This is a genomic window from Kordia sp., assembly GCF_965224175.1.
Lineage (GTDB): Bacteria > Bacteroidota > Bacteroidia > Flavobacteriales > Flavobacteriaceae > Kordia.
Genome location: NZ_OZ245041.1, coordinates 1407825 through 1434248 on the forward strand (window position 1 = coordinate 1407825; position 26424 = coordinate 1434248).

26 protein-coding genes are annotated in these 26424 nt (G+C 32.6%); 13 read left to right on the top strand and 13 right to left on the bottom strand.

What is annotated here, in order from left to right:
• The first annotated feature begins 200 nt into the window (after positions 1 to 200).
• The gene (locus ACOQOS_RS06180; protein ID WP_420574101.1) at positions 201 to 1619 is read left to right on the top strand and encodes an L-serine ammonia-lyase; all 1419 of its coding nucleotides are present in this window, start codon (positions 201 to 203) and stop codon (positions 1617 to 1619) included.
• Between the two features lie 195 nt (positions 1620 to 1814).
• On the opposite strand, the gene ACOQOS_RS06185 is transcribed toward ACOQOS_RS06180, so the two are convergent.
• The 5 genes from ACOQOS_RS06185 to ACOQOS_RS06205 all read right to left on the bottom strand — a co-directional run bounded on the left by ACOQOS_RS06185 (position 1815) and on the right by ACOQOS_RS06205 (position 4997).
• Positions 1815 to 2651: an SDR family oxidoreductase gene (locus ACOQOS_RS06185; protein ID WP_420574102.1), complete on the bottom strand. Its 837-nt coding sequence runs from the start codon at positions 2649 to 2651 to the stop codon at positions 1815 to 1817.
• Between the two features lie 12 nt (positions 2652 to 2663).
• Positions 2664 to 3149: a DUF1772 domain-containing protein gene (locus tag ACOQOS_RS06190; protein ID WP_420574103.1), complete on the bottom strand. Its 486-nt coding sequence runs from the start codon at positions 3147 to 3149 to the stop codon at positions 2664 to 2666.
• A complete protein-coding gene (locus tag ACOQOS_RS06195) occupies positions 3146 to 3538 on the bottom strand; it encodes a hypothetical protein (protein ID WP_420574104.1) in 393 nt (130 codons plus the stop codon). The genes ACOQOS_RS06190 and ACOQOS_RS06195 overlap by 4 nt, the downstream gene beginning before the upstream one ends.
• 90 nt (positions 3539 to 3628) lie before the next feature.
• Positions 3629 to 4480: a helix-turn-helix domain-containing protein gene (locus ACOQOS_RS06200; protein WP_420574105.1), complete on the bottom strand. Its 852-nt coding sequence runs from the start codon at positions 4478 to 4480 to the stop codon at positions 3629 to 3631.
• A gap of 58 nt (positions 4481 to 4538) precedes the next feature.
• Complete coding sequence (locus tag ACOQOS_RS06205; RefSeq protein WP_420574106.1) at positions 4539 to 4997, bottom strand: nuclear transport factor 2 family protein; 459 nt, start codon at positions 4995 to 4997, stop codon at positions 4539 to 4541.
• Between the two features lie 147 nt (positions 4998 to 5144).
• Here ACOQOS_RS06205 and ACOQOS_RS06210 point away from each other — a divergent pair, with 147 nt between their 5' ends.
• The 6 genes from ACOQOS_RS06210 (at position 5145) to ACOQOS_RS06235 (ending at position 9227) form a co-directional block, all read left to right on the top strand.
• Positions 5145 to 5486, top strand: coding sequence for a hypothetical protein (locus tag ACOQOS_RS06210; protein ID WP_420574107.1), 342 nt, complete (start codon positions 5145 to 5147; stop codon positions 5484 to 5486).
• A gap of 133 nt (positions 5487 to 5619) precedes the next feature.
• A complete protein-coding gene (locus ACOQOS_RS06215) occupies positions 5620 to 6498 on the top strand; it encodes a bile acid:sodium symporter family protein (RefSeq protein ID WP_420574108.1) in 879 nt (292 codons plus the stop codon).
• Positions 6495 to 6986, top strand: coding sequence for a GyrI-like domain-containing protein (locus tag ACOQOS_RS06220; RefSeq protein WP_420574109.1), 492 nt, complete (start codon positions 6495 to 6497; stop codon positions 6984 to 6986). Before ACOQOS_RS06215 ends, ACOQOS_RS06220 begins: the two co-directional genes overlap by 4 nt.
• Before the next feature lie 224 nt (positions 6987 to 7210).
• Positions 7211 to 8029 carry a 3-methyl-2-oxobutanoate hydroxymethyltransferase gene (panB, locus tag ACOQOS_RS06225; protein ID WP_420574110.1) on the top strand — a complete coding sequence of 273 codons (819 nt, stop codon included), beginning with the start codon at positions 7211 to 7213 and terminating at the stop codon, positions 8027 to 8029.
• Between the two features lie 90 nt (positions 8030 to 8119).
• Entirely contained in the window at positions 8120 to 8473 is a 354-nt protein-coding gene (locus tag ACOQOS_RS06230) for a four helix bundle protein (RefSeq protein ID WP_420574111.1), read from the top strand.
• Positions 8474 to 8531: 58 nt separating this feature from the next.
• Positions 8532 to 9227 carry an RluA family pseudouridine synthase gene (locus tag ACOQOS_RS06235; RefSeq protein WP_420574112.1) on the top strand — a complete coding sequence of 232 codons (696 nt, stop codon included), beginning with the start codon at positions 8532 to 8534 and terminating at the stop codon, positions 9225 to 9227.
• Between the two features lie 52 nt (positions 9228 to 9279).
• Here the strand turns inward: ACOQOS_RS06235 and ACOQOS_RS06240 are convergent, their stop codons facing one another.
• The gene (locus ACOQOS_RS06240; RefSeq protein ID WP_420574113.1) at positions 9280 to 10746 is read right to left on the bottom strand and encodes a hypothetical protein; all 1467 of its coding nucleotides are present in this window, start codon (positions 10744 to 10746) and stop codon (positions 9280 to 9282) included.
• A 236-nt stretch (positions 10747 to 10982) separates the two neighbouring features.
• Positions 10983 to 13007 carry a tetratricopeptide repeat protein gene (locus ACOQOS_RS06245; protein WP_420574114.1) on the bottom strand — a complete coding sequence of 675 codons (2025 nt, stop codon included), beginning with the start codon at positions 13005 to 13007 and terminating at the stop codon, positions 10983 to 10985.
• A gap of 175 nt (positions 13008 to 13182) precedes the next feature.
• On the opposite strand from ACOQOS_RS06245, the gene guaC reads away from it, so the two are divergent.
• Together guaC and ACOQOS_RS06255 are read left to right on the top strand one after the other, a co-directional pair.
• The gene (gene guaC, locus ACOQOS_RS06250; RefSeq protein WP_420574115.1) at positions 13183 to 14220 is read left to right on the top strand and encodes a GMP reductase; all 1038 of its coding nucleotides are present in this window, start codon (positions 13183 to 13185) and stop codon (positions 14218 to 14220) included.
• 153 nt (positions 14221 to 14373) lie between these two features.
• Positions 14374 to 14538: a hypothetical protein gene (locus ACOQOS_RS06255; protein ID WP_420574116.1), complete on the top strand. Its 165-nt coding sequence runs from the start codon at positions 14374 to 14376 to the stop codon at positions 14536 to 14538.
• Between the two features lie 135 nt (positions 14539 to 14673).
• Here the strand turns inward: ACOQOS_RS06255 and ACOQOS_RS06260 are convergent, their stop codons facing one another.
• From ACOQOS_RS06260 to ACOQOS_RS06275, 4 genes are all read right to left on the bottom strand, one after another.
• The gene (locus ACOQOS_RS06260; protein ID WP_420574117.1) at positions 14674 to 15537 is read right to left on the bottom strand and encodes an N-acetylglucosamine kinase; all 864 of its coding nucleotides are present in this window, start codon (positions 15535 to 15537) and stop codon (positions 14674 to 14676) included.
• 116 nt (positions 15538 to 15653) lie between these two features.
• Positions 15654 to 16649, bottom strand: coding sequence for a type I glyceraldehyde-3-phosphate dehydrogenase (gap, locus tag ACOQOS_RS06265; RefSeq protein ID WP_420574118.1), 996 nt, complete (start codon positions 16647 to 16649; stop codon positions 15654 to 15656).
• 29 nt (positions 16650 to 16678) lie between these two features.
• Entirely contained in the window at positions 16679 to 17665 is a 987-nt protein-coding gene (gene pfkA / locus ACOQOS_RS06270; protein ID WP_420574119.1) for a 6-phosphofructokinase, read from the bottom strand.
• A 309-nt stretch (positions 17666 to 17974) separates the two neighbouring features.
• A complete protein-coding gene (locus tag ACOQOS_RS06275; RefSeq protein ID WP_420574120.1) occupies positions 17975 to 22441 on the bottom strand; it encodes a translocation/assembly module TamB domain-containing protein in 4467 nt (1488 codons plus the stop codon).
• 187 nt (positions 22442 to 22628) lie between these two features.
• Here ACOQOS_RS06275 and tsaD point away from each other — a divergent pair, with 187 nt between their 5' ends.
• From tsaD to ACOQOS_RS06295, 4 genes are all read left to right on the top strand, one after another.
• Complete coding sequence (tsaD, locus tag ACOQOS_RS06280; RefSeq protein ID WP_420574121.1) at positions 22629 to 23651, top strand: tRNA (adenosine(37)-N6)-threonylcarbamoyltransferase complex transferase subunit TsaD; 1023 nt, start codon at positions 22629 to 22631, stop codon at positions 23649 to 23651.
• A 56-nt stretch (positions 23652 to 23707) separates the two neighbouring features.
• Positions 23708 to 24136 carry a hypothetical protein gene (locus ACOQOS_RS06285; protein WP_420574122.1) on the top strand — a complete coding sequence of 143 codons (429 nt, stop codon included), beginning with the start codon at positions 23708 to 23710 and terminating at the stop codon, positions 24134 to 24136.
• 142 nt (positions 24137 to 24278) lie between these two features.
• Positions 24279 to 24611, top strand: coding sequence for a TfoX/Sxy family protein (locus tag ACOQOS_RS06290; RefSeq protein ID WP_420574123.1), 333 nt, complete (start codon positions 24279 to 24281; stop codon positions 24609 to 24611).
• Between the two features lie 21 nt (positions 24612 to 24632).
• Positions 24633 to 25340 carry a 16S rRNA (uracil(1498)-N(3))-methyltransferase gene (locus tag ACOQOS_RS06295; RefSeq protein ID WP_420574124.1) on the top strand — a complete coding sequence of 236 codons (708 nt, stop codon included), beginning with the start codon at positions 24633 to 24635 and terminating at the stop codon, positions 25338 to 25340.
• 18 nt (positions 25341 to 25358) lie between these two features.
• On the opposite strand, the gene ACOQOS_RS06300 is transcribed toward ACOQOS_RS06295, so the two are convergent.
• Together ACOQOS_RS06300 and ACOQOS_RS06305 are read right to left on the bottom strand one after the other, a co-directional pair.
• Positions 25359 to 25781, bottom strand: a complete 423-nt coding sequence (locus ACOQOS_RS06300; protein ID WP_420574125.1) for a hypothetical protein — start codon at positions 25779 to 25781, stop codon at positions 25359 to 25361.
• Positions 25782 to 25849: 68 nt separating this feature from the next.
• On the bottom strand, positions 25850 to 26383 hold the full coding sequence (locus ACOQOS_RS06305) for a TetR/AcrR family transcriptional regulator (RefSeq protein WP_420574126.1): 534 nt from the start codon (positions 26381 to 26383) through the stop codon (positions 25850 to 25852).
• Positions 26384 to 26424: the final 41 nt, after the last annotated feature.

The following is a 26424-nucleotide window of genomic DNA, read 5'->3' on the forward strand; positions in this document are numbered from 1 at the left end:
TTTTCTAATTTGTCTGTAATAAGTCAATGATTATGCCAACACAAAAATCCTAGAGTTTTGTCAGATAGATTTATGATTATGTCAAGAATGCGTGACAGGTTGGCAGAAATTTTGATTTTTCACCTATTATTTCATGCAATACTTACATATTCTTAATAGGAATCACATATATTTGTTTTGCGAAAAAATTAAACTATCTAATGGAATACATCAGTGTTTTTGATATGCTTAAAATCGGTGTTGGTCCTTCAAGTTCACATACTTTAGGTCCTTGGAGAGCTGCCGAGAGTTGGATAAAAGAATTGAAAACTGCCAATCTTTTTGATGCTGTCACTTCTATTAAAGTAGATTTGTTTGGCTCTTTATCTTTGACAGGAAAAGGGCATGCGACTGATTTGGCCGTATTGTTAGGCTTGTATGGAGCCGATCCAGAAACTGTGCCAACTGATAGTATTCCTACGATTGTAGAAACGATCAATCAACAGCAAATTTTATCTTTTAACCAAGAAAAAGAAATTTCATTTACGCCAAGTAAAGACATTGTATTTAATTCTGATTTTTTACCGTTTCATCCAAACGGAATTACATTTCATGCTATTGTAAATCACAAGATACATTCATCTACTTTTTATTCTATTGGTGGCGGATTTGTCGTAAAAGAGGAAGAAACACATGATGATACCGATCATCCTATTCGTATTTTTCCTTTCCCTATTGATAAAGCGACAGATTTAGTTAGTTTTTGTGAAAAGGAACAGAAGAAGATTTCTGAGATTGTATTATTGAATGAAACCTTATTGCGTTTTCCTGAAGAAATTGACGCCGAATTACACCGTGTTTGGAATACCATGTTAGAATGTATGTATACAGGTTGCCATACCACTGGAGTTTTGCCTGGCGGATTGAATGTAAAACGTAGAGCTTACGATATACATCAGAAGTTAAAAGGAGATTTACTGTATAATTCTCCTGAAGAATGGTTGCAAACAATTCGCAAGACGAAAGTTCGATTTCGCCAAATTTTTAAATGGGTAAGCTGTTTTGCTTTAGCAGTAAATGAAGTGAATGCTTCTCTAGGACGCGTAGTTACAGCTCCAACAAATGGAAGTGCTGGCGTTATTCCTGCAGTTTTGATGTATTATATGGTGATAGAAAATCACAAAGCAGATTTTAGTCATATCAAGCGTTTTTTAATGGTTGCAGGCGAAATTGGAAGTATTTTCAAAAAAGGGGCTACTATTTCTGCAGCTATGGGCGGTTGTCAAGCCGAAATCGGTGTTTCTTCTGCTATGGCAGCTGGTGCATTAACAGAATTATATGGCGGTTCTCCAGAACAAGTAATGGTTGCTGCAGAAATTGCTATGGAACATCATTTGGGACTTACTTGTGATCCTATTGGCGGTTTGGTACAGGTTCCATGTATTGAACGAAATTCCATGGGAGCAATTAAAGCCATAAATGCTGCTGAATTGGCTATGGAAACAAATCCTGAAGATGCAAAAGTACCATTAGATAAAGTAGTTCATACTATGTGGGAAACAGCACAAGATATGAACTCTAAGTATAAAGAAACTTCCGAAGGCGGTTTGGCAGTTGGCGTAAATTTAGCTGATTGTTAATTTAGAGAAACTTCTATTTTTAGACTTATCAGATTTACTAAGATTCATTATGGTTACCTAATAATTAAACTTCTAATGTTTTTGATTATTTTTCGCTTGATCAAAAACAGTGTAAATATTTGTATATAGCTCGTTGCGAAAAATTAGTGATGTTATGGTTTTCAATCACAACGAACTATATATGGTTGGCAATGATTATTGAACGCTGACTTGGTTCCAAATTCCAGTTTTTGCAGTTTCTTGAGCATATTCTAAAAATGTTTTTGCTTTTCTGCCTAAAACTCGCTCAATGTCATTAACTACTTGTTGGTTTTTTGGATTGGTCAAAACGTGACTAAATAAATATTCAATCAGCCAAACAACATCATCAGGTATTTGCATTTGTTTCATACCTTCTACATATTGTTGTAAAGTGATGTCATGAAAATTTAAACTTCTACTGCTCGTTTTTGAAATGATATGTATGATGTCTTTAAAAGTGATTAATTCTGGACCTGTTACTTCAATAATTTCACCATTATAAGAATCATCAAGTAAGACTGTTGCTGCAACTTCAGCAATGTCATTAACGTCTACAAATGGAATTAAAACATCAGACATTGGTAATGCTACTTCTCCAGATAGAATAGGTTCTAAAAAGAAACTTTCACTCCAATTTTGATTAAACCAAGAAGCTCTAACAATGGTATAATTTATACCAGAATTCATCACTATTTCTTCACAGGCTTCCGCTTCTGTTTCCCCTTTCCCAGAAAGTAAAACCATTTTTTTTACGCCTAATTCTTTTGCTAAATAAGTTAAACTTTCTATAGCTTCTTTGGCTCCAGGAACCGCCAAATCAGGATAATAGGTTATGTACATTTTTTCAATACCATTTAAAGCATCTACCCAAGTATCTTTATGATCCCAATCAAAACTTGGTGTTGCTTTTCTGGAACCAATTCTAGGTTCAATTCCTTTCTTTTTTAATTGTTCTACTACACGACGACCTGTTTTTCCGGTTCCTCCAATGACTAAGATGTTTGTTTTCATAATGATTTTATTTTAAATTGTTTTTTTGATGAATATTGATATGAGTAATAGTGTGAATGAAATAATACTTGAAACAGTTCTCATGCTATGATACTGATTCCATATACTTTCATAATAGATTCGAAAATTCTTTAACTCTGACAAACTAAGTTTGGCGATGTTTAGTACATCCAATTCATTGTTTAAAGGAACATTTCCAAAGGCGGTAATTCCAAAAGTTCCTATTAGATAGATAATTGTTGAAGCAAGAATCAACCAAAACACAGTTTTGTTATTAAATTGTAGACATGTTGCCATAAGTAATGTTAGTAGGCTTCCAAAAAATACAATGTAGAATACTGGATTTAAGATTTCCCTATTAATACTTTGCATCGTTTCTAGATATGCTAAATCGCTTACTTTTTTTGTTCCTAATACAACTGAAACTGACCAGGCAAAGAAAAAACCTGTTGAAAGTGCATTTAGTAAAACCGTGATGAAAAAAGCATATGTTTTCATGCTTTTATTTTATTGGTTAAGTGAGTTCCAAAATATAATACGATGAAGTAAAATTCAACTAGAATAATGTAAAACATAGGATCTCCAAAAAACTCTGAATAGCTTCCTCCATTCGGAAGTATAAATATAGGAACCGTTATAAATGCATCTAACAGCGTTGCTACTACAACGAATGTAAGTGCTAAAGCAATTGGCTTCATGTGATATTTTGTGTAGAACAGATACGTTCCTAAACACGCGCTTGGTATGATCCCTAAAACCAATAGAATATTTGATTGTAGTTCAATATTTTCAAAAATGGATATATAAAATGATAAGAGATAAAAGCTAACACCTAAAACCCAAACTAAGGTGGCGCATACAATGCTAAATAAGTTTTTACGAATCATAATTTTTGATTTTAAATTATGATACAAATCTATAGCTACTGTATATCAGTTACTTATTCGAAAAGAATTATGATTTATTCGAAAAGAATTTTACACTTGACTAGGTCTATAGCCAAACTTTTTTTCAAAGGCATTGGAAAAAGATCCTAAACTATCATAGCCCACAGCCCAAGCTGCTTCTTGAATCGTTTTTCGTTCATTCTTGATTAAATTATAAGCTTTCTTCAGGCGTTCATTTTGTAGATATTTAAAAACCGGAACACCAAACTGCGCTTTGAATTCTTTTTTTAGTTTGTTGGTATTAGTTCCAATTCTATGCGCCAATTCTGTTAAGGAAGGCGGATTTTCTATGTCAGACAGTAAGATTTCTTGAGCTAGGTTGATTTTTTCAAGTTGCGAAGTATATAGTTGAGTATCTTGTTGTTTTGCTAGTTGTCCAAAATAGTGCGCGAGTAAAGCGGTTATATGACTTTTATAAAACAGCATTTTTATTTCACTTTGAAAAGTATTGTTGAAAAACTGTTCCACCAACAGAAACATTTCTGGACTCATATTAAACACCGGACCTTCTACATAATGATCTTTTGGATGTACTAATTGCTGTAAAAACTGCTCTAAAAACTGACCTTCTCCATTAGGTAATGTATCAATATTTTTTATGGTGGTAGCAATTACTAAACATTGCAACGGTTTTAGTTTGGAAACATGATGTTCAAATTCTACTTTACTATCTGCATAAAATGACAACACCATGCCTTTGGTATGATGAAATTCTTTGGTTTTTCCATCAAATTTAACTTTGAGACCAACATCTCCAGCTCCATAAAAGGCAATAGCCACAACAGGTTCGTCAAAAAAACATGAATCGATTAAGTTGTTATCAGTAGCAGCTTCTTCTAACAAAATTGTATAATCATGTATGTCAATTATCTCACGATTCATTTTTTATATGTCTTGATAAAATTTAAGAATTTAGAAGTTCAGTGTAATCTCAGTAGGTTTATTCTTTACAGCTTTTTTTACGGCGTGTATCAATGAGGTAAATAATTTTCCATTTTCCATTGTCTTTGAAGAGTTGAAATGAATTTACGCCACAATGTAAAAACTTTCCATCAAGCCAAAATTCATAAGGTGTCCAAACATTCGCCATAGTACCATCTACTTGTACGTTATATGATTGTATTCTTTCGTCCCAAGTTGGTGCATCTGCCCTACTCACAACCGCTTTTATAAAACCTTCTGCTTTTTGATTTCGCAAAATGGCTTCTCCTTTTTTGTTGGTAAACGTAGTTTGTAAAATGATGTCTTTGTGTACCACTTCTTGCATCATAACGGAATCTTTTTTGTGAAAACCTTCAAAGAATTGAATAACCGCTTGTTTTGCAGCAATTTCATCGTCCGTTTGTGCATTCAAGCGAAAGCTTACTATTAAAATTAGTAAAAATAAATATCGTTTCATGTTGATTGATTTTGGAGGAATTTAACTTAAATTAATGAAAATCAGCTGAAATTTACCATAGTTTTAAGATTTTTAACAAATCAATCTCGACAACATTTAACTACTTTTACTATGTTATAAATTCATTAACCTACTATATATCTTAACATGAATTATACTGTATTGAGAGCCACTATTTCTTGGTGGGAACAAAAGCGTATAGCATTTAACTTTTTTGTTGGCATTACAGGTGTTATAGCTGTTCTTGCTTTTATTCCACATACTTTTGGAATGGAAGACGCAATCGGAATTATTTTATGGGGAATTATGGCTAATGTTTTATATTCTACTGGAATTCTGCTCGAAGTAATAAATCAATATCACCTAAAAGGAAAACTTAATATTTTTCAATTTCGCATGCTCTTTTTTATTGTTGGAACTTTTACATATATGCTTGCTACATGGGTTTATACAGGTTTATACTACAATCCTTCTCTATTTGTGATGTAAATTACTAATGGATTAAAAGTTGCTATTCTTCTATCCAATTATAAAACAAAATTAAAAGAACATATAATTAACTATAATAAATTATATACGTGTCTTTTTTATTACTACATTGTTTGGTAAAAATAACCAACCAATGATTGTCACCATTTTAACCAAAGTTTTACTTCCTTTATCGCTTGCTATTATTATGTTCGGTATGGGATTAACCTTAGTTCCTAAAGATTTTACCCGAATTACAAAATATCCAAAAGCCGTATTGATCGGTATTGTAAATCAGCTTGTATTTTTACCTATTATTGGTTTTATACTCGCTATTGCCTTTGATTTAGATACAACTATGGCTATCGGATTAATGATTTTAGCAGCCGCGCCTGGTGGACCAACTAGCAACTTGATTACTCAAATTTGTAAAGGAAATATCGCATTATCAGTCACACTGACAGCAATTGTGAGTTTTGCAACTATTTTAACGATTCCTACCATTTTGTCTTTTGCACTTGACTATTTTGGAAGTACTGCCAATGTTGTAATTGAATTACCGATACTTGATATTATTTTACAAATTCTTGTCATCATCATCGTTCCAATTTCAATAGGAATGTTTGTAAGACGTTCAAAACCTGCGTTTTCTACACGCATGGAAAAACCAATGCGTACCGCTTCAACCGTTATTTTTGTGTTGATATTTATTGCTATTGTTGCTGCAAAATGGAAATTTTTAGGCGATGCTATGAAACAAGTTGGACTAGTAACTTTATTACTAAACATTGCTACCATGACTTTAGGGTATTTAACGGCTCGCTTGTTTAAATTAAACCTAAAAGATTCTATTTCAATTACTGTAGAAAGTGGTATTCAAAATGGTACACTAGCTATCGTAATTGCTACAACTGTTTTAAACAACTTAGATATGGCCATTCCAATTGTTGCCTATTCTATTTGGATGTTTGTTACAGGAAGTATTTTAATGTGGTATTTTGGGAAACGAAAAGATTCAACTATAGATTCATGATAAAACAACCACCAATCATACAAACGTTTCCGCAGAAAAAACTCGTTGGAAAATCTGCTCGCATGTCTTTGATACAAAATTCGACGCCAATACTTTGGAAAAGTTTTATGCAACAACGAAAAAGTATCGAAAACTCTGTTGGTACTGACTTATATTCTATTCAGGTATATGATGAGGTTTCATATTTTAAAAATTTCAATCCGCAGACAGAATTTACCAAGCTTGCAATGACAGAAGTTTCTAGTTTTGAAAATATTCCTGAAACTATGGAAACACTAACCATTGCATCAGGATTATACGCTGTATTCAATTACAAAGGATTGCCTCAAAATTTTTCACACATGGCAAATTATATTTTTGGAGAATGGTTGCCAAATTCTGAGTACGAATTAGACAACAGACCTCATTTTGAAGTATTAGGAGACAAATACATTCCAAATAGTGAAGATTCACAAGAAGAAGTTTGGATTCCTATACAAATACGATAAAACCTGTGATGAATGGTCTTTTTTAAAAGAGTGATAGAATGAGTTTATTAAAAACCTAGATAGCCTTTTTACTATTTTAAAATCTATCAAGTAAATAGATGAAAATATGCATTGAATTCAAACAACTGACATTCGTATACTACTATTGAATTTTAAAAATATCGCTAGGACACAATCACTTTATATTTTATTCTTATTTTTACATCCTTAGAAAACCATACTATATGTCAGTTGCAAAGAAACAATACAAAAGAGTGACCACAAAATCAGTTGTGGAAATGAAGAGCAATGGAGAAAAGATTTCCATGTTGACCGCTTATGATTATACCATGGCAAAAATTGTGGATGGTGCTGGAATTGATGTAATTCTTGTTGGAGATTCTGCAAGTAATGTAATGGCAGGACATGAAACTACCTTACCTATTACATTAGATCAAATGATTTATCATGCATCTTCAGTTATAAGAGCTATAGAAAGAGCTTTGGTTGTTGTTGATTTACCTTTTGGAACGTATCAATCAGATCCTAAAGAAGCCTTGCGTTCTGCAATTCGTATCATGAAAGAATCTGGTGGACATGCCGTAAAAGTAGAAGGCGGAAAGGAAATTAAAGAATCTATCAAACGTATTTTAAATGCTGGAATTCCTGTGATGGGACATCTAGGATTAACGCCTCAATCTATTTATAAATTCGGAACGTATACAGTACGCGCTAAAGAGGAAGCAGAAGCACAAAAACTAAAAGATGATGCCAAAATGCTGGAAAAAGCAGGTTGTTTTGCTATTGTTTTAGAAAAAGTTCCTGCAAAATTAGCTAAAGAAGTTGCTGAAAGTCTAACGATTCCTGTCATTGGAATTGGCGCTGGAAATGGTGTTGATGGACAAGTATTAGTTACGCATGACATGCTAGGAATGACACATGAATTCAATCCTAGGTTTTTACGTCGTTATTTAAACATGTACGAAGAAATGACCAATGCTTTTAAACAATATGCTGCCGATGTGAAGTCTGTTGATTTTCCAAATGAGAAGGAACAGTATTAATCTAGACTAACTTAGATTCTTAGACTTGTTAGACGTAGAATTTTTAACCCTTTTGTAAATACTCATATTTAATAAATTAAATATGTTATTATGCATCGTTTTAAAGATTTAAGTATTTGGAAAAGAAGTAGACTTTTTTGTTCTCAGATATATGAAATAACATCAAAATTTCCTGAATCAGAAAAATTCGGATTGACGAATCAATTACGGAGAGCTTCTGTTTCAATTCCTTCAAACATAGCTGAAGGAACTTCCAGGAATTCTAATAAAGATTTTATTCGTTTTTTACGAATAGCATTAGGTTCTGCCTACGAAATAGAAACTCAATTGTTAATCGCGCATGATTTAAAATTTATTTCAAAGGAAAATTTACAAAAACTAACGATTGAACTTGAAGAAATTATTAAAATGACCTCTAAATTCAAATCAACACTAAAAACATAATCTAAGCAAATCCAATAATCTAATAATCTAAAAGTACAACGATCTAAGAAGTCTAAAAATGTCTAAAATATTATCCAACAAAAACAATCTCCAAGTACTGTATGAAGACAATCATATTATTATTGTCAATAAACGTGCTGGCGATATTGTACAAGGTGATAAAACAGGCGATAAACCACTCAGCGATGTTGTAAAAGAATATATTGCCGAAAAGTATAATAAACCCGGCAATGTTTTTTTGGGCGTTGTACATCGCTTGGATAGACCTACAACAGGAATTATTGTATTTGCAAGAACTTCAAAGGCCTTACCTCGATTGAATGCGCTTTTTGCTGAAAAGAAAGCTAAGAAAACATATTGGGCAGTTGTTAAAAATACGCCTCCAAAACAACAAGATACTTTAACTCATTGGCTTCGAAAAAACCCGAAGAATAACAAATCAACTGCTTTTACCAAAGAAGTTACAGGTAGCAAAAAAGCAATTTTAGATTATACCATAAAAAAAACATTAGATCGGTATGTATTGCTAGAAATTGCACTACACACAGGAAGGCATCATCAAATTAGAGCACAACTTTCATCAATTGGCTGTAAAATAAAAGGTGATTTAAAATATGGCTTTGATCGTAGTAATAAAGATGCTAGTATACATTTACACGCTCGAAAATTAGTCTTTACACATCCTGTAAAGAAAGAACCTTTGGAAATTATTGCGCCATTACCAAACGATCCTGTTTGGAATGCTTGTGTATAAAAACAGCTTTCAGAATTTCTAAAAGCTGTCTTTATGAATCTGTAATTCTGGTTTATATTCCTGCATCTGTAGCTGCTAATACACTAGAAGAAGCCGTTACCAATCCTATTTGTTGATCCGTCAAATCAATACCATACGTATCAGCTGTTTCGATTAAAGCTGAACTCATTTCCGAAGTATAACCTTCTCCTAAAGAAGTATAATTTGTTATAGTTATCATTTTATCTTTTGCAATGTGAACTATTTGTCCTTGATCATTATAGGTCAACACACCTGAAGTTGGTGCCTCATAATTATCATCGTGATCTCTTGAGAATAAGTCAATACTTCCTACGACAGAAAATAAATTTCCATTCAAATCATATGTAGATTGCATGATGAGGTGATCGTCTTTTTCATTGTCAGTTACCGCATCAATTTTTACAGAAGATAACAATCCGAATTGATGATAATAAAAACTATTATCTGGATAATACGATCTATATGTATAGTCATTTTCTGAAAATTCAACATACGCATTATGTTTTGAATTGTTCCAACTACTGCCTCCTAATGAATTTAAAAATTTAGTACCGTCAAATGTGAGTGTCTCGTTTTCATTTTTTCCAAACAATTCTTCGTAATACGCCAATACCAAACGTGCAATACTGTGCGACACCATGGCTGGAAAATACATAGTTCCTCCATCGTCCTGAAGTGTAAATACGGCACTTAAAACGGTATTGATATGATCTACACAAAAAGAAATGGCTTTTGCGGTATAATCTATCAGTTTATTGGTATCAGCCGTCACTACAACTCCTACTCCATCGGTTAATATAATTTCTGCGCCATCAGCTAGTAATTTTGCAGCATCTGCAGCTGCATCAATGGCTCCATCTATGATTTTAATTAGCCAATCTGGAACTTGAGTCGCTTCTTGTATTTCATACGTTACTTGAATTTGGTCTGTAAAATTCCCATAGAAATCCATTGCAAATGTTACCGTAGCATGATCATCTTTTTCTTCTTGGATATGATCTAAATTGATAGTGAATGACACTCCAGAGCCATCTAGAAGAATTATGGGATCATATATACGAAAACTAGAATCTTGTGCATATACTTCACTATTGTATAGATCGTCTTTTTTAGCATGCACACCATTAGGATAGAGAGCAATAAAATTATTGGTGATATTGGTGGTGTTTACAGCTGGTTCATGATCGTATAATTGAAAACTGGCAATGGTATCGTCCATATCATCTTCGTTATTATCATCTTTTAAATCTTTTAAATTATAACTCGAATTGGGACCTATCAAAACCGTTCTACCCTGATAATTTTCTTTGGAGAATACGCGAATCCATGCTTGCGAACCTGTTTTAATAGAACTTGTATCATCTTTCATATCGTCTCTATTGGAATCATCATCCCAATTCACATCATTAAGATCAGATACTTTTTGTGCTTCTGTAAAAGTTCTATTTTTTCCTGAATAATCTTTGTCCTTGTAAAATGTTACTGTGCAATTTGACATAATTAATAATTTTTAATCGTTAATAATTTGTTTTGGTAGGACAATTCTATGTTTTGAATTGTTGAAACAAATGAAGAGATAAAATGGCAAATTATTGCAATACTTGGGTACTACAAAAGTACTACACATCAAAAAACAGGGGTTTTTACTTAAGAACTTAAAAAAGAACTCAAAGCACTTAATAACAAGTGTTTAAAAATATTTTTTATTGTTAAAATAGAAATACGAACTATTTTTTATTGTAAATCTTGAATAAAAGTATATATGTCAGTTTCGCGATTGAGTGATAGTTTTTTCTTTAATCGATAACGTGCCATTTGTACACTGGAAGCACTAATATTCATGAGTTGTGCAATTTCTTTAGTTGCCAAACCCATTTTTATATAACTGGAGTGTCGTAAATCTTGCTGAGTGAGGTTGGCTATTTTTGATAGTTTTTCAAAAAAGTTAGGATGCACGCCATCAAAATGAACTTTGAAGTTTGACCAATCTTGATCCAATCTGTTTTGACTTTGAAGCATGCTTTTTAGATTTCTTACTTCTTCTTGAGAATTGTTGCCATTTTTTTGTTCTATTTTTTTGAGACTTTGTTCTAACTCTTGAAGCAATTCATTCTTCTTTAGCATTTGCAATGTTAAGCTTGTAAGTTCACGTTGCTTATGATTCATCGTTTCTTCCAATTGCTTTTTTTCTAGTACATTTCGCTTTTCACGTTCATATACTAATTTATTCTGTAATTTATATTTATTAAAAAAGAGTAACAACACAATAATACTAAGCAATAAGATAAAAAACATCGTGTTTCGAAGCTTTTTATGCAAGCTTGCTTCTTCTTGTAATACAACATTTAATTTCTTTTGAATGTTAAGTTGTACTTCTTTCTTCTCTGTTTCATAACGTACTTTTAATTTTTCTGATTCAAACAAGCGCGATTTCTCATAATATGCATTATTAACTTCTAGAATACTATCTGTATATTTTTGAACCATAACAGCATTATTTTTATGTGTATAGTAGTTTAGATATACATGATATGCGTTTATAATATGTTCCAACGAATTGATCCGCTTTAATGTTACCAAACTTTTACTTGCGATATCTTTCGCTTCTTCCCATTTCTCTTGTTTTTCATACAAAAATGCTTTTATTAAGAAAGTAGAAGCATACAACTGATCATAATTTGAAGCCTTGAGTAATTTCAGCGCTTTTTCAATAGCATTGTCTGCTTTGTCTAACTCTCCTAATATGGAATATATATTCCCCAAATTAGCATAACAAACTCCTTCTCCACGTACATCTTTTAGTTTTTGCATCACTGGAATACATTGAAGAAAGTGCGAAATAGATGCTTCGTATTTCCCATCCAACATTAAAGTAATTGCAATATCTTTTAATGCATATGCCAATCCCCAATCATCTTGATCCCTTTTGGCATCTTCAACAACTTTTTCAATGATTTCCAACGATTTTTCTCGTTCGCCTTGCATATCATATATTGTAGCTATATTAAGCATAGAAGCATACTTAGAATGATCTTCAAATACAATGTTTTCTCTAATTTCTACTGCTTTATAAAATTGTTCCAATGCCTTATCAAATTGCCCCCAATCTCTGTATACCAAGCCAGCAAAGACATACCCACTTTCTGCATATACTATCTGTTCTCCACAATGTTGAATCATCCAATTGCTAGCTGCTAACGTGAGTTGAGGTTTGCTATATAGATACCTGCCTGCATATTTTTCAATTACTTTTAATTCATCTTTGGAGAATAATTCAGGTATTATATAATTTTCGCCTTCATGATATAAAATCCAAAGATATCCTGTAGTCGATTTTATTTCTTTTGTTTTGGAATATGCATCTGTGAAATATAAAGTTGCTTTTTCTTGATTTCCTTCTAAATCGGCTATTGCACCCAATCCAGCTAAGATTTTTATTTGTGTTTCTGATATATCTTCATCAAATAAATCAATTCCTTGTTCGTATACTTCTTTAGCTTCTTTTATTCGGTTCGTTTGCAATAATAATTGCCCTTTTTGCTGTACTATTTTTATTTTTGTTTGAAGATTCTTTGTTTGATCGATTGTACTATCTAGTTTTCGAATCGTCTCAGCAATTGTTGTTACTTGTATTTCTTGTGGTATTTCTTTGTTTTTTGAATCATTATTTTGGGCAAACGCGGTACTTTTAAAAAGTAGTATTAATACAAAAGAGAGAGATAATGTATAAAAATTAAGCTCGTTTTTGGTATACTTCAAAATGGTAAGTTTAATGAGTTTAACTGAATCGTTTTTATAAAAATAGAAAAAACACTTAATTTATAATAACTGTTAATAACATCTGAAAAACTCTTTTCTCAAAAAAGACGATTCTAAAGAGAAACTTTTAATTTTAATTGAATAATAACAAACACTACAAAATCTTTTACACACTATGCGTATTGAAAATGGATTAAAACTTGGTTTTAAAGATGTAATGATTCGCCCTAAACGTTCCACTCTTAAAAGTCGTTCGCAAGTATCTTTGGAAAGAACTTTTACCTTTTTACACAATTCATACGAATGGACTGGTATTCCCATTATCGCTGCAAACATGGATACTGTTGGTACTTTTGAAATGGCAAATGCATTAGCTTCTAAAAAGTTATTTACTACCATACATAAACATTACAATATTGACGATTGGAATACATTTATGGCTTCTGTTCCGCCACATCATATTCCACATATTGCAGTTAGTACTGGAACAAGCGAAAGAGATAATGAGAAATTAAGAACAATTTTTGGCGTTCATCCGCAGCTAAAGTTTATATGTATTGATGTAGCAAACGGCTACTCTGAACATTTTGTAGATTTTGTAAAAAATGCACGTGAGCAGTTTCCTGACAAAGTCATTATTGCTGGAAATGTCGTTACTGGTGAAATGGTAGAAGAACTTATTCTTTCTGGAGCTGATATTGTAAAAGTCGGTATTGGTCCAGGTTCAGTATGTACTACACGTGTAAAAACAGGTGTTGGTTATCCGCAACTTTCTGCAATTATAGAATGCGCAGACGCAGCACATGGTTTGGGCGGACATATTATTTCCGATGGAGGATGTACAACACCTGGCGATATTGCCAAAGCTTTTGGTGCTGGTGCAGATTTTGTAATGCTTGGTGGAATGCTCTCTGGACATCATGAAAGCGGCGGCGAATTGATAGAAAGAAATGGCGAAAAATTCAAGCAGTTTTATGGGATGAGTTCGGCAACTGCCATGGAAAAACATGTTGGCGGTGTTGCTGAATATAGAGCTTCCGAAGGTAAAACAGTCGAAATTCCTTTGAAAGGACATGTTTCTGATACTGTTCAAGATATATTAGGAGGTATTCGCAGCACATGCACGTATGTTGGTGCTTCACGATTAAAAGAATTGACCAAACGTACCACATTCATCCGTGTTTCTGAGCAAGAAAACAGAATATATTCGTAGTTATTGGTTAATCTCTGCAATTTGGTTTTAAAACATAAAGACTTCTCCTTTTTATATGTAATAGCAATACAGCTTGTTAAATAAGGAAATACCGTACTGAGATGTTTTGTTGTTTTTATAATTTGTTTTCTTTATCAACCTAAATTTTATATCATGAAGAAAAGAAATTTGAAATCGCTCAAACTTACCAAAGAATCAATTTCAACATTAGACACGCAAACACTATCTGGTGGCAGAAGATCATTTAATCCTCCATGTAGGTCTTTTAGTTGTAATTATAGTGCTTGTTTAACATACTGCGACAGTATGTGCCAATAAGTAAGTAGATCTTATAATTAAAAAGAGTGACAAAATTGTCACTCTTTTTTTATTTTATTAAAATTCTATATAAACGAACAATTCATTGCTTAAATACAACTTCCGATGTTCGTAACATCTTAGAAATATTTAATTTTATTTTAAAGTATTTGTATGAAAAGCAACTAAACCTTCTATAGGTCTTCTGGTAAAGTTTCCTACAGTAAAACCAAATTCTTTTGCTACTTCTTTTATTTCATCTTCAGAGAAAAATGCAATAGATCCTGCAAAGTGCACAGGAACTGTTTTTAATTCTTCTTCATACTGCATAATCATATTCTTAGCAAACTCTCTAAATCCATCTTTGATAAGTTCTACAATATATGCTGAATCTTTATTGAGAAACATAAACTCAGCAAAACTCGCCAAATATGCGTTCGGATTTGGTTGTTTATATAAGTTATACTTTATATAATCGCTTTCCAGATTGTATCTACCTTCAAAAGCAACACGTATGGCATCTGGCATTTTGTTAAAGTAATAATCACGAATAAGTTGTTTTCCGTAGTAATTTCCGCTGGCATCATCCATTAAAGTATAACCAAGAGAATTTACACGTTGATGTAATTGTTCTCCATCGTAATAACTACAATTAGAACCTGTTCCTTGAATACAAACCACAGCAGCTTCTGCTTTGTGATTTATGGTTGCATATACTGCTGCAAGTGTATCTTCATTCACTTCAACCAAAGCATTTGTGAAAAAGTTTTCCAAAACACCTTTAAGTAATAAACGTGGATTTTCTGTACCACAACCAGCTCCATAAAAGAATATATGCGTAACTGTATGACGATGTGCTGAAAGTTCTTTGCTTTTTTTGATGGTTTTTTTGAGCTTCTTCTCCGTGAGAATTGCTGGGTTTAAACCTTTTGTACGAAGCTTATCTAATAATTGATTTCCATCTTTGTCCACTGCAATCCAATCGCACTTTGTGGAACCACTGTCTACTATTAAAATCATGGGTTGAATATAAAATAAATTCCCTAAATCTCAGGAATATTTGCTAGAAGTATGAAACCTATTTAAGCACAATTGAGTACAAAAATATCAATTGTGCTTAAAGTTTAGTTTGTATGTTATAAGCTATTTACGTGTAAAGCTAAATCTACTAATTTATTTGAGTATCCAAACTCATTATCGTACCAAGAAACTATTTTGTAGAATTTTGAACTTAATTCGATTCCAGCTCCAGCATCAAAGATACTTGTACGATCATCACTTACGAAATCTTGAGAAACTACTGCTTCTTCCGTATACCCAAGAATTCCTTTCAATGCGCCTTCTGAAGCTGCTTTGAAAACATTTTTGATTTCCTCGTATGATGTTTCTTTTTCTAGTCTTACAGTTAAGTCTACTACAGATACATCAACAGTTGGTACACGAAAAGCCATTCCTGTTAATTTTCCATTTAGTTTAGGTATTACTTTTCCAACTGCTTTTGCAGCTCCTGTTGAAGTTGGAATGATATTATTTAGTGCAGAACGTCCTAATCTGTAATTCTTTTTTGATGGAGAATCTACAGTATATTGTGTAGAGGTTGCTGCGTGAATTGTTGTCATTAAAGCTTCATCAATTCCGAAGTTATCATCTAATACTTTTGCGATTGGCGCTAAACAGTTTGTTGTACATGAAGCGTTTGAAACAATATTATCTGATGCTTTTACTTCTTCATGATTTACACCCATTACAAACATTGGTGCATCTTTAGATGGTGCAGAAATTACAACTTTCTTTGCTCCTGCTTGAATGTGGTAGTCTGCTGTTTCTAAAGTTGTAAAAATTCCAGTACATTCTGCAACTACATCAACTCCAGCTTCATCCCATTTTAAATTTTTTGGGTCTCTTTCTGCGGTAACGCGAATTGTTTTCCCATCTACTACAAGATTTCCATCTTTTACCTCAATCTTCCCATCGAATCTTCCGTGTACAGAATCGTATTCTAATAAGTATGCTAAGTGATTTACATCTAATAAATCATTGATAGCAACTACATCTACATTATCACGCTTCAATGTTGCTCTAAAAACTATTCTTCCAATTCTTCCAAATCCGTTAATTCCTAATCTTGTCATTTTATTTCTTTTTTCTTACTGTTTTCTATTTAAACTGATAGGATATCAGATATCCTTAATAATTCTTTGTTAATCGTATGTTTTCCTTTTACGGCTTTTTCTATACTAGTTACAACTACTTTATTGTCTGAAAGTCCAACCATTACATTGGTTTGTCCGTCTAAGATCAATTCTACGGCTTTTACACCAAGTCTACTAGCCAATACCCTGTCAAAACACGTTGGTTTTCCTCCACGTTGCATATGTCCTAATACAGAAACACGAGCTTCGTAATCTGGTAAGTTTTGTGTTACGTATTCTGCTAATTCGAATACGTTTTTACCTATTTTATCTCCTTCAGAAACGACCACGATACTTGACGATTTTCCACTTCTACGACTACGTTGTAATGATTCTAACAATCTGTCTAAACCTAAATCTTCTTCAGGAATAAGGATTTCCTCTGCTCCTGCTCCAACACCGGCATTTAACGCAATAAAACCAGCATCGCGTCCCATTACTTCTACAAAGAATAATCGGTTGTGCGAACTTGCGGTATCTCGTATTTTATCGATGGCTTCCACGACCGTATTTAAAGCAGTATCATAACCAATGGTATATTTCGTACCAGATATGTCATTATCTATGGTTCCAGGAACTCCAATTACAGGAATGTCATATTCTTTACTAAAAATCATTCCTCCTGTAAATGTTCCATCACCTCCAATAAGAACCATTGCATCAACACCTTCTTCTACCAAGTTGTCATATGCTTTTTTACGTCCTTCTTTGGTTTTGAATTCCATAGAACGAGCCGATTTTAAAATCGTTCCTCCTTTGCTTACGATGTTTTTTACACTACGTGCGGTAAGTTCTACACTATCAGCTTCAATCATTCCTTGATAACCTCTGAAATAACCAACACATTTTACGTTGTAATATGAGCAAGCTCTTGCTACAGCTCTAATCGCAGCATTCATTCCTGGAGCATCGCCTCCAGAGGTCATAACGCCTATTTTTTTGATGTTTTGTTGCATGCAATTTTTAATTTGAATAGTAAAGCTAGGAAACTTATTTTGATTTTATAGTACGCTTTTAATGAATTTTACATTGTTTTAAAATTTCAAACGTTTTCGTTAATAAGTTCTCAGAATTTTAACGTTTTAGACCTGCTTTTTTCTAGAATTCTCAGGTTTTTTCATCTTGAAAATGAAAAGATTCTAATCGTTTTTAGGTAAAATGTGAACTGTGCTTTTTAGCATAAGTTATGCTAGAAGAATTGTATTTTTGGATGCTGCCTTTTTAAGAAAAAATAGATCTTGAAGAATTATTTAGTAGTTTAAGAATCAGCTACTCATTTTTCTTTTTTTTGTAGCTGCTTTTTTGTTCTTCTTTTCAGTTTTTTGCTGTGTTTCTTTTTTGATTTCTTTGTCGAGTTCTTTTTTTGTAGAAAAATCAATCACACCATTTCCAACTTGCGCTTCAGCTTCTTCTTTTTTTCGTTTTTCTTCGGCCATCTTCTTTTTTCCTTTGAAGACTTTGTCCACCAATTCTTTTAAGGTATCAAAATCTACTTGGTACGATAATCCAATTCCTTGCGTAAATCCTTCGACTTCCCCTACGTATTGAATTTGATTTTGCTTGTTGAAGATTTTTGCTGTTAACGACCTGTCTTCATTTAAGGATATTTCTATTTGCGCATCACCAACTATTGCCGTTTGCGTCACACCACCAACTGGAACTCCAATTTGTCCGTTGAATGTAATTTTATCACTTATTTGACTTGAAACGGTTAATCCTAATTGATCAGCCGTATCTAGATTTAAGGAACGATCTGCTTGGCTATAGTTTAAACCAATATCCAGTTTACCATTTCCATCACCAGATAATGCATCATTCACAATTCCTGTAGCTGTTTCAATTAAATTTCCTGTTAGTGCATTTTGATTGATGTTGACATCATTTACAAAACGTCCTTGTGATAGTAGTGATAATGCTTGTAATCTTCGTTTGTCATCATCATTTAGTAAGAAATCTGTCAACTCAGATTCAGCAACTCCTTGTGTAGTTGGAAACGAGATATTGAATAGTGGTTCTGGCTTCATTAAGTCACCTGTAAGTCGTATACCTACTTCCACCGGTATTTTTCTGTTGTATGTCGGACTGTCTAATAAGACATCAGGGTTTGCTTGTAAGTTATAGACCGCTTCTACATTTAATTGTGCTTTAAACGGATCGCCATCCCAAGTAATGGTTCCATCAGGTTTTAGCGTAAACTTTTTATTGATAATTCCACGATACTTAAAGTTGTATTCTCCTTTATAAGTAATAAAGTCACCATACATATTAAATTTACCATTGGTATTGATTTCCATCAACATACTTCCAAATCCGCTACCTTTTATGGTACTTCCTGCTTTTTTATCAACTACAATTTCTACTTCTGCATCTGGCGTCACATCTAATTCAAACTCTAGTTCCAATCCGCTAAAATCATCTAAGGAGTTTTCTACCTGACTTGCTGGATCGTAAAATTCTTCTTTGGTTACAAATTGTATAAAGGATGCATCACCGACAGACGCAACATCACTAATAGGAATTTTGAGCGACGTTCCTTTTTCTGTGGTTCCATTTACACGAATAGTCAATTGATCTGTTGGACCTGTTAGCCAAGCTTCTCCACTCATATAGCCAGTTCCATAATACAGTACTTCTTCTTCTTCATCTTCTTCCGTATTCAACACAAGTAAACGATCTGTAGTAAGATGTAATCCTAAAATCCAATCATCGAATGAAGTATGCGAAATGGTTCCGTTTAATTGTCCTTTTGTATAATCTTGTGTATCCAAAATGGTCACATCATCAAATTCAAAAGTTTGATCATACAGTTTTACTATAGAACTATTTGCCATGTCTAAATCTACATTTAGATACGGAATATACATTCCACCAGCTAAAATACTAAGCTGACCGTTGATTGCTGGATTGTTAAGATTTCCTTCTATTTTGGCATTTCCTGAGATGATTCCTCGTATATCGGTAATGACGTCTTCACCAAGTGGACTGAATGGTGAAATATCAAATTTATCAATCGTAGCATCTACATTGATCGTATTTTCTTCTCCTGAAACATTTATATTTCCAACTGCCACTAAAGATTCTAACGTTTCATTGACCAATTTGGCATTGACATTAAACTTTTCTAAACGATCATCACCAGTAATATCAATATTTAAATCACCTAATTGTTTATCATTAACTTCTAAACTTGCTATGGCTAAGTTTGATTTTGGAATGTAACCGCCATTTATTTGCTTAATATCTAATTTCCCATTGACTTTTCCGCCAAGGCGAATACTATCTATAGAAGGCGTAATTTTCTCTAAACCAACATTTTCAAATTGAAGCTTTATGTTTTTGTTATTTTCTCCAAATAACTGACCTTCCAAATCCATTTTTTCATTCTCATGACTCATTACTATTTTTTCAATAATGATAGAGTCTAATTTTTTGTCAAAAATGAATCTGTTTTTTCTATTGTTCTTTTCGTTGACAAACCATTTATTTCCTCTAAAAGAAACATCTGATTTTTTGATTCCAACCACCGATTTGTTATTGCTGTCTATGGTATGATAGAAACTTAGGTTGTAATTGTCATCAAAACCTTTTCCTCCTTTAAATTCTGTTTTAAAGAATAAAGTGTCATTCAGTGTTGTATTGATCAAATTGAATTCTTTTGCATCGTACCATTTTGTCGTAATATCTGCAATTTCAATAAAGGTATTGAAGACTGGGTTTTTGTTGTCAACCGTGATTGCTACATTGTCAATCGTATTTCCGTAGGCAATAATTTGTGGTGTTTTGAAAGTAAGTTTGAATTTGTTTTCATCTCCAACAATACTTCCACGCAGCGAAGTGTTTTTAGATAATTCAACTTCTGGTAAAAAGACATCTACAATTTTGTTATAGATTTTAAAGTTGAAACTTAAATATTGATTCGGAAGTACTTCTATTGGTCTGTAATTGGCATAAATACTTCCCACAGAATTTTGTACTAAGTCAATAACTTCGTCAAAATGAAAACGTCCAGTAACCGTTCCACGGATAATATCTGGTGAATCAACCGTAAGTTTTCGAATGTCTTTTTCAAACTCAGAATGCACGCTAAAGTTTTTAAATGCATAGGTTGAATTTTGATTGGTATACGAGATTTTCTTGAAAAAGATATCTCCAGCCATATCATCAATCGTGTTTCCAACCACATCTAAAACCATGTCTCCTTTTAGAATTGAAATACGATCTCTTGTTACAAAGTTTAGCGTATTTAAATCTAATTTGTTGATAGAAGCTTTGAATCGAAATTCATTGACATCGCCAGCTAAGTTTGCCAATCCTTGAAAGTCGAAGTCTGCATTTGGATCGTTTGAAACTAAATTACCATCAAACAACTGATCTTTTAGAACACCCGAAACGTTGAGATTTTTGTACCTATACTCATTGAAATACAATGAACTCACTGTTCCTACGACTTCAGTATTTAGAGCTTCTTTGGTAAATCCTTTCCCATCAACAAATAAGTCAGAAGTGATTGTTCCTAACATTGGATCATTAAGATATATCCCTAAATCAAAGCCTTCAAGTTGTATATCCCCTTCATACAATACATTTTCACTATCGCTTACATCTATAATGTTAATGTCTAAGATAGAACTTCCTATCTCAGTATCTATTCGAACATCCGCATCAATCGTCGTTTCTGTTATTTCAGTAATTCCTTTTCCACTAAACTGACCTAACCTGTTTAAGGTAGCTGGTAAATTCTTTCCTAATATATTTGGCAAAAGTGCACTAAGCTGATAATAGTTTGATGAGAAACGATCAAAATCACCTTTCATGTAAAAAACTCTACTTGAATTGAACAAGTTTTTATATTGAATGTCTCCTTTTATAGCGGTACTTGGCGATTTAAAGTTGAAATTCTTCGTTGTAAAATCATTCAATACACCTGTGATTTCAGTACTGAATATTCCCGTTTTATCACCAAATTCGTCATAAAAATAATTCAGTTCACTAAAATCTAATTTTGAATCTTTGAATGTTGCTGTCAGCTTTACTTTGTCTAAAAAGTTTGCAAAATCCTTCCGATCATAATCAAATACTACAGCTCCTTTCAACAACGAACCTTTGGTTGTCACGGTTAATTCATCAAAGCGCATTTGTGTCAATGTGTATTGAAATTTCGCTTTCATTTCATCCACTCGCAGTCCGTGTTTGTCTAAAAATGTAAGTTTTTGAACGTCTCCGTGTACATTTGGACCTTGTATTTTGAAATCATTCACAGTTCCGGAAAGCTCTGTAAAATCGAGCATATCTGGTGTGGCATTATTCTGATCTTTGTATCTAAATTTACTATTTGACAAACGCATCTTTGAAGATGTCAACAAGAACGTTGAAGGTGTTCCATCAGAAGGTTCAGAATCTAGTTTTGCAATAAAAACATCTAAGGTTGTATCAATAGAATCTTTTTCTGTGTTAATGTTTAAAGTTAAGCCATCAATATTTACCGTTCCAAATTCAAGGTTGTTATTAATTGCTTTGTTTACACTTAAAATAGAAGTTTCTAGGGTATTGATATGGATTAAAGTATCTTTTAAGTAATCTTCAATGTAGATGCTTTTTAGTGAAATATCACCATTCCATTTCAAGCCAATACGATCAATATTGATGTTGGTATCATACGTTTCATTCAACCAATTTGTCGCCTTTTTTCCAACTTGCGTTTGCACTGCAGGAATCGAAAAAATAATTACCAATAGCAGAAACAATAGCAAAATTGCTATGATGAAACGCTTTAGTATTTTCCAGACTCTTTTAATGATATTTTCTATTAAAGGTTAAATGCCTTTTAGACATTGCAAATTCACAAAAAAAATAATACAAAACACGATGTTTAGCATATCTTTGTGACTTTATATCAATTTTTATGCCTTTTAAAAATCTATGAGCACAAAAGATGTATATATTTTAGCTATTGAGTCATCTTGCGATGATACATCGGCGGCTGTTTTACAAAACGGAAAAGTTTTGTCGAATGTTGTCGCCAATCAAAAAATACATGAAGCTTATGGCGGTGTTGTTCCCGAATTAGCTTCACGCGCACATCAACAAAATATTGTTCCTGTGGTGCATCAGGCATTAGCTGTTGCAAATATCGATAAAAAACAGCTAACTGCCATAGCTTTTACACGTGGACCGGGATTGATGGGTTCGTTACTTGTAGGTACTTCATTTGCAAAGTCGTTAGCACTTGGATTAAATATTCCATTGATTGAAGTAAATCATATGCAAGCACATATTTTAGCGCATTTTATTGAAGATGAAGCACAAACTATTCCTGCGTTTCCATTTTTAGCTATGACGATTTCGGGCGGACATACACAAATCGTAGTTGTTAGAGATCATTTTGATATGGAAGTGATTGGTGAAACGATTGATGATGCTGTTGGAGAAGCCTATGATAAAAGTGGAAAGATTTTAGGACTTTCTTATCCTGCAGGACCGCAAATTGATACATTGGCAAACCAAGGAAATCCGAAAGCGTTTCCTTTTCCTAAACCAAAAGTAGAAGGCTTAAATTTTAGTTTTTCTGGATTAAAAACTGCGATTTTGTATTTTGTACAGAGACAGACCAAAGAGAATCCAAATTTCGTCGAAGAAAACTTAATTGACATTTGCGCTTCTATTCAGCATACGATTGTAAATATTATTTTAGATAAATTAAAAAAGGCTTCCAAACAAACTGGAATTAAAACGATTGCTATTGGTGGCGGTGTTTCTGCTAATTCTGCCATTCGTAAAGCACTGAAAGATGGCGAATTTAAATATGGTTGGACATCACATATTCCAAAGTTTGAATATACCACAGATAATGCTGCTATGATTGGAATTGTTGGATATTTGAAGTATTTACAAAATGATTTTACGGATGAATCTGTAACCGCAAATTCTAGGATTAAGATTTAAAATTAGACTGTTAGGAATTAGATATTAGATCGCGCAGAAGCGCTGTTAGATTTTTTATGATGAATCTATTTAAAAAAATAATTACTGTTTGTATATTGTTATCACCATTTTTTATGTTTGGGCAACATCAAATTTGGTATAAAACTGAAAAAGAAGTTACAGAATTAATTGTAGGTCCATGGAAAATGGAAAAATGGACATTTGAAGGCAGAGAAAAAACTATTGACCCAAAAGACACATTCGGGTTTGTTATTTACAGGAAAAATGATAGTCTGAAAATTTCTGAATTGATCTATACTTTTGATAAATCTAAAGTAATTCAAAAAGATTTAAGCTTCTCCGTTGAAAAGGATAACTCTCAATATCACGCTTGTACTGATTATACATATAAAATTTATTGTCAAGAAATAAGATTTATAGATTCAACGAAAATCATTTTAGAGGAAGGTCCTAATATTTCAACCTATAAAAGAATAATCAGATAAATTAGTGTTTTCATAAAAGCAATTATATAGAATTAGTACTTTTATCTTCAACAAGTCAAAGATTTGCCTCTTGAAGTGACTTTGAGAAATCAAATTATTTATAATTTCACATTCAAAATTTAGCATTTAAAATATCTAAGTCATGGCATTTGACGAACGTTTAGCGAACCGAATTAGAGAGCAATTCACTTTTTTTCCTGAAACTTTTACGGAGAAGAAAATGTTTGGTGGAATTTGCTTTATGTTTGAAGGAAAAATGGTAGTTGGCATTGTGAAAGAGGATTTAATGGTTCGTGTAAAATCTGAAAAGATGGAAGAAAATTTAGCTAAGGATTTCGTTAGACCAATGGATTTTACTAAAAAGCCAATGAAAGAATTTATCTATGTTTCTGCTGAAGGTTTTGAAACTGAACTCGAATTATTACAGTGGATTGAACTCGGTTTGGAACATGCGAAACACAAATTAAATCATTAATTTTACATTTAAAATTTCTCCATGCAACTTTTTTACACACCAGAATTAACACCTGAAACCAAGAATTATACATTTCCAAAAGAGGAAAGTAGACATATTGTGCGTGTACTTCGTAAGAAAGAAGATGATATTTTACATGTTACTAATGGTAAAGGTTACATTTTTGCTGCTCAAATCACCATTGCCGATCAAAAGAATTGTATGGTTGAAGTGATTTCTTTTGAGTTTCAAAAACAAAAGAATTACAAATTACATTTAGCAGTGGCACCAACAAAAATGAACGATCGTTATGAATGGTTTTTGGAAAAAGCTACCGAAATCGGAATTGATACAATTACACCAATTATTTGCGATCATTCGGAACGAAAAGTGATCAAAGCAGAACGTTTTGAAAAAATCATTCAATCAGCAACAAAACAATCATTAAGTGCTTATTTTCCTAAATTAAAACCTGCAATTTCGTTTTCAAACTTCATTAGTACACACAAAGACGAACAATTGTTTATTGCACATTGTGAAGAAGATCAAAAACAATCGTTAAAACAAACATTGCAAACACAGAAAGATGTGACCATTTTAATTGGTCCTGAAGGTGATTTTTCTACAAAAGAAATTGAACTTGCTTTAGCACATAATTATATTCCTGTGACTTTAGGTGATACACGTTTACGTACCGAAACGGCTGCAATTGTAGCTTGTCATTCAGTAGCTTTTTTACATCAAGAATAAAAGTTTGCAAATCACTTGTTATGTTTTTGCTGCTTTCCAAAGTGGACCAACTAACACCAATAACAAGAGTATATTTGCAATCGCATTATTTAAATTTCCTGAAAAAATTGATCCCAAACTATCAATAACAAACCAACTTAGTAAGCTTATCAATACAATTTTGCGGATTTCTTCAGGTGCTTTGTCATAAATCCTTGAAGAAAGCAACCATATTAATATTCCCCAACCCAATAAAATTCCTCCTAACAATGCGGATAAAAATACCGTTGTTGGCGCATCGTAGTTTTGTTTTCCATCTAGCGGCCAACTTGAAAAATCAAGAATAAATTCAATACTTGCTTCTGTGTTGCTTATAGTTCCTAAAAAGAAGAATATTGCGTAGGTAATGATTGCTATTGCTGTAACTTTTAACCAACCTTTGTGAAATTTTGTTGTCATCATATATCTTATTTTTTATGACAACAAAACTATTTATGACCTTGTGAATATTTTAGCCGATAGCGTACAATTCAGGTAAATTTCTTTGTGATGGCACTTAAATTTTTAAAGTAATTTGTGAGAAATTCGCTGTTGAAATTATCTTTATTGATTTTCATGTAAAAATCATCCGTTGCGATTTCAAACAAACCATGAAGTTGCTTTTCTGTCAATTTTAGGTTGATTTCTTTCGCCCAAATCATTACTGCATAGTTTCCTAATATCTGACTTGACTTTACAAGCGCTATTTCAGTTAATGCATTGTTTCTGTGTATTCTTAATTGACGATGAAAGAGTAAGTCAATTTTATGTTCGATAAGAATATCAATTAATTCTGGATAAATAGATGTACAGTTTTTTTCTTTGGTAGAAAGAATTGAACATCTATGATAATGATAATTAAAAAGATTTTCTATAAAACACTCTAGGTCAGCAAAATAATGATAAAATGATGATTTACTAATCCCAACATTTTTAGCGAGTTGTTCTACTTTTAACGTTTCACCTTCATTTAAAGCATACATTTCGTAGCCTTTTTGTATCCAAATTTCTTTAGTTGCAATCAATTTTACACTTAATTTTTAGGAAGCGTAAGTTACTATCTTTT